Here is a 4,923-nt window from a genome sequence, read left to right as displayed (position 1 = left end):
CATAAAATTTGGAAGCACTTCTCCCCTGAAGTTTACAAACGAAGAAAAACCTTTAGAAAAGATATTGCATAAAAAAATCCGATTCAAGTTTGAATCGGATTTTTTTTTGTAATAATATATTTTAATTACTCTCCCATTGCAGCCATTACCGCAGCAGAAAGACGTTTGTATGTTCCATTGTCTAATCGCTCTCTAATGGCATCAAAAGCATTTAAAGTTTCTTCAACATCCTCTAGAGTATGTGTTGCTGTAGGGATTAATCTAAGTAAAATTAATCCTTTAGGTATCACAGGGTAAACCACTATAGAACAGAATATTCCGTAGTTTTCACGTAAGTCTCTTACTAGAGCCATAGCCTCTGGAATACTTCCTTTTAAGTATACTGGCGTTACACAACTTTGTGTTGTACCAATATCGAATCCACGCTTTTTTAAACCCGATTGTAAGGCGTCAACTATTGTCCAAAGATTCTTTTTAAGTTCTGGCATAGTGCGTAACATATCCAAACGTTTTAAGGCTCCTACAACAAGTTGCATTTGTAAAGACTTAGCGAACATTTGAGAACGTAAGTTATATTTCAAATAATCGATAATTTCTTGATCAGCCGCAATAAACGCTCCTGTACTTGCCATAGATTTGGCAAAAGTTGCAAAATAAACATCAATATCATCTTGAACACCTTGCTCTTCTCCTGCTCCTGCTCCAGTTGCTCCTAAAGTTCCGAATCCATGAGCATCGTCAACAAAGAATCTGAAATTAAACTTTTTCTTAAGCGCAACAATTTCTTTTAAACGTCCTTGTTCGCCTCGCATTCCAAAAACACCTTCAGAAATCACAAGAATTCCTCCACCTGTTTGTTCTGCCATTTTAGTAGCACGCTCTAAGTTTTTCTCTAAACTTTCAACATCGTTATGTTTATATGTAAAACGTTTACCCATGTGTAAACGAACGCCATCAATAATACAAGCATGTGCATCAACATCATAAACAATAATATCATCTTTTGAAACCAACGCATCAATAGTTGAAACCATCCCTTGATACCCAAAATTTAAAAGGTAAGCAGCTTCTTTACTTACAAAAGATGCTAATTCCTTTTGAAGTTTTTCATGTAAATCTGTATGACCAGACATCATTCTTGCTCCCATTGGATAAGCGGAACCATATTTAGCACCAGCCTCAGCATCAACTTTACGAACTTCTGGATGATTTGCTAAACCTAAATAATCATTGATACTCCAAGTAATTACATCTTTTCCTTGAAATTTCATACGGTTAGAAATTTCTCCTTCTAATTTTGGAAACACAAAGTAACCTTCCGCTTGAGACGCCCATTTTCCTAATGGTCCTTTGTCTTTATAAATTTTTTCGAATAAATCTTTCATTTAGTAAATCTTATTGCTATTAAAATTAAGACATAACAATAACTAGACCATTGCTTTTAATAAGGAATTAAACATATATTGCTTAAAAATTAAAGAAGCCTTTAGTTATTAGTTAGTTGCTGCAAAATTAATTATTTATCTGGTTTGAACATAATTTTTGATGCTCAATTATTAACAAATACGTAAAAAGAGATGAACTTTTACATTTAAAGCAAAATTTCATCTCTCATTTTATGTTAATATTTATTCTATTTTATGTATTGAATATTTTGTGCTGCAGCTTCATTTACACTATCAAAGAAACCTTGATCGTTCATCCATTTATCGCTATACACTTTACTCATGTATCTTGAACCATGGTCTGGATATAAAACAACTACATAATCATCTTTCTTAAAACAATCATCTTCACCAAGTTGCAACAAAGCCTGTGTTGCTGCACCCGAAGTATACCCAACAAACATGCCTTCTGTTTTTGCAATTAATCTGGCCGTATGCGCACTATCTTCATCTGTAACTTTAACAAACTCGTCAATAACATCAAAATCCGTAGCTGAAGGAATTAAGTTTTTCCCTAATCCTTCTATTCTATAGGGATAAATCTCCTTTTCATCAAACTCTCTGGTTTCATGATATTTCTTTAAAACAGAACCAAAAGCATCAACACCAATAATTTTAATATCTGGATTCTGCTCTTTCAAATACTTTCCTGCTCCAGAAATAGTACCACCAGTTCCGCTACATGCCACCAAATGTGTTATTTTACCTTTTGATTGCTCCCAGATTTCAGGACCGGTAGAATTATAATGTGCATCGATATTTAATTGATTAAAGTACTGATTAATATAAACAGACCCTTTCATTTCGCTATGAAGACGTTTTGCAACTTCATAGTAAGACCTTGGGTCATCAGCACTAACATGTGCAGGGCAAACATAAACCTTGGCTCCCATTGTTTTGAGCATGTCTATTTTGTCTGGAGATGATTTAGAACTAACTGCCAAAACACAGTCATACCCTTTTATAATACTAACCATTGCAATACTGAATCCAGTATTCCCAGAAGTTGTCTCAATAATAGTATCGCCCGGGTTAAGAATGCCTTTTCTTTCGGCTTCTTCAATAATGTAAAGTGCTATTCTATCTTTGGATGATTGTCCTGGATTAAAAGATTCAACTTTTGCAAAAAAATCGCCTTTAAACTTGGAAGCTATTCTATTAAGTTTAACAAGCGGCGTATTGCCAATTAAATCTAATACATTATCAAATACTTGATTTCTGTGTTTCATAAAAGCTTTTTATAAACTGAAAAATTATTAAAATATCACAGTTTAAACCAAGCAAAAATAAAACTTTTTTTTTAATAACTACAATTCCCTTCTAAATCTAGCAAAAACGTATATTCTAAAGCTACTTCTTTTAAGCTTTCAAATCGTCCTGAAGCACCACCATGACCAGATTCCATGTCTGTTTTTAACAACAAAATATTCGAATCCGTTTTAAATTCTCGTAATTTGGCAACCCATTTTGCTGGTTCCCAATATTGAACTTGAGAATCGTGTAAACCAGTAATAACAAGCATATTTGGATAATTTTTAGCTTCTACATTATCATAAGGTGAATACGATTTTATGTAATTATAATATTCTAAATTGTTAGGATTCCCCCATTCATCATATTCCCCCGTTGTTAAAGGAATCGTATTATCAAGCATGGTTGTAAGGACGTCTACAAAAGGTACAGCAGCCAGAATGCCATTATAAAGCTCAGGGTTCATATTTATAATTGCGCCCATTAATAAACCACCAGCAGATCCTCCATAAGCATACAAATGCTTATTTGAAGTATACTTTTGATCAATTAAATACTTTGAACAATCAATAAAATCTGTAAACGTATTCTTTTTATTAAGCAGCTTTCCATTTTCATACCATTCCCTGCCTAAATACTCACTACCTCTAATATGAGAAATGGCATAAATAAAACCTCTGTCAAGTAAACTTAAACGAATGCTTGAAAAAGATGGGTCGATTGTTGAACCATAAGATCCATATGCATACTGCAGTAATGGGTTAGATCCATCTAATTTGATGCCCTTTTTGTAAACTAAAGAGATTGGAATCTTTACACCATCAGAAGCTGGAGCCCAAACCCTTATAGATTCATAATTTTCTTTTTTAAACTTACCTCCCAGAACTTCTTGTTCTTTCTTAATGTCGCTTTGCTTCGTTTTAAAATTATAATCAATTACTGAACCAGGCGTATTTAATGAATTGTATCCATAGCGCAACAAATCACTTTCAAAATCTGGGTTATTTCCAATATAGGTTGTGTAGGTTTCAGAATCAAAGGGTAAATAATAATCTTCCTTACCATTCCAATTTATGATTCTTAATTTATTTAGGCCGTTTTCGCGTTCATTTATCACTAAATAATCTTTAAAAATTTCAATATCTTCAATTAAAACTGACTTCCTGTGAGGAATAACATCTTGCCAATACTGCTTTTCAGTTTTGTTTTCGTTGGTTTTTGATATTTTAAAATTAGTAGCATTATCAATATTAGAAATAACATAAAAGCTATCACCATAATGTGCAATGTTGTATTCTAAATCTTTTGTACGGACTTGAAAAAGTTTAAATTCATTATCAGGTGTATCCGCATTTATAAAACGATATTCTGAAGATAGCGTACTTGATGACCCAATTACAATATATTTTTTTGATTTCGATTTGTAAACAAAAGTGTTAAAAGCTTCATCTGTTTCATGATAAACTTCTATATCATTTTTATTACCAGAAAGTAATTTATGCTTAAATATTTTATGAGAGCGCAAGGTTACTTCATCTTTCATGGAATAAAATAACGTCTTATTATCATTAGCCCAAGTAGCGCTTCCAGTTGTGTTTAAAATTTTATCTGAATAGGTTTCGTTGGTTATTAAATTTTTAACCTGAATGGTGTATTGCCTTCTACTAACCGTATCTGTAGAAAATGCAGCCAATGTATTATCTGGACTTATAGAAATGCCCCCTAAATTGAAATAAGAATGACTTTTAGCCATTTCATTACAATCAAATAACAATTCCTCTGCTGCGTCTAGAGTCTCTTTTTTTCGAACATAAATAGGATAGTCTTTTCCAGTTTCATATTTAGTAATGTACCAATAACCATTTAATTTGTAAGGCACAGAAGTGTCATCCTCTTTAATCCTGCCTTTCATTTCTTCAAATAATTTCTTTTGAAACTCTTTGGTATCAATCATCACTTTCTCGGTATAAGCATTCTCAGCCTGTAAATAATCTATAACATCTTGGTTGTCCTTATTATTTAACCAAAAATAATTATCAACTCTGGTATCATTGTGAATCGTTAATTCTTGAGGAATTTTTTTAGCAATTGGAAACTTATTTATTTTTTTCAATTAAGATATGTTTATTCATAATAATTTAAGCTTTCAAAAATATAAAAATTAAATAGCTTTGTATGATAATAATTAATTTATAAAATTATGTTTGGAGATATGATGAATATGATG

The 4,923-nt window shown here is 32.0% G+C and carries 3 protein-coding genes; all 3 read right to left on the bottom strand.

The features are described from left to right. Nucleotides 1-125: 125 nt before the first annotated feature. The 3 genes from WBN21_RS16475 to WBN21_RS16465 all read right to left on the bottom strand — a co-directional run bounded on the left by WBN21_RS16475 (nt 126) and on the right by WBN21_RS16465 (nt 4,809). Nucleotides 126-1,385 (bottom strand): aminotransferase class I/II-fold pyridoxal phosphate-dependent enzyme, encoded by a 1,260-nt coding sequence (locus WBN21_RS16475; protein ID WP_424202215.1) that lies wholly within the window; start codon nt 1,383-1,385, stop codon nt 126-128. A 248-nt stretch (nt 1,386-1,633) separates the two neighbouring features. Next, a complete protein-coding gene (locus WBN21_RS16470; protein WP_424202213.1) occupies nt 1,634-2,674 on the bottom strand; it encodes a PLP-dependent cysteine synthase family protein in 1,041 nt (346 codons plus the stop codon). Between the two features lie 71 nt (nt 2,675-2,745). Next, nucleotides 2,746-4,809 (bottom strand): S9 family peptidase, encoded by a 2,064-nt coding sequence (locus WBN21_RS16465; RefSeq protein WP_424202211.1) that lies wholly within the window; start codon nt 4,807-4,809, stop codon nt 2,746-2,748. Nucleotides 4,810-4,923 lie beyond the last annotated feature (114 nt).

The sequence above is a fragment of the Algibacter sp. genome, assembly GCF_049667265.1.
Taxonomy (GTDB): domain Bacteria; phylum Bacteroidota; class Bacteroidia; order Flavobacteriales; family Flavobacteriaceae; genus Algibacter_B.
This window is presented reverse-complemented; position numbering and strand designations above follow the sequence as displayed.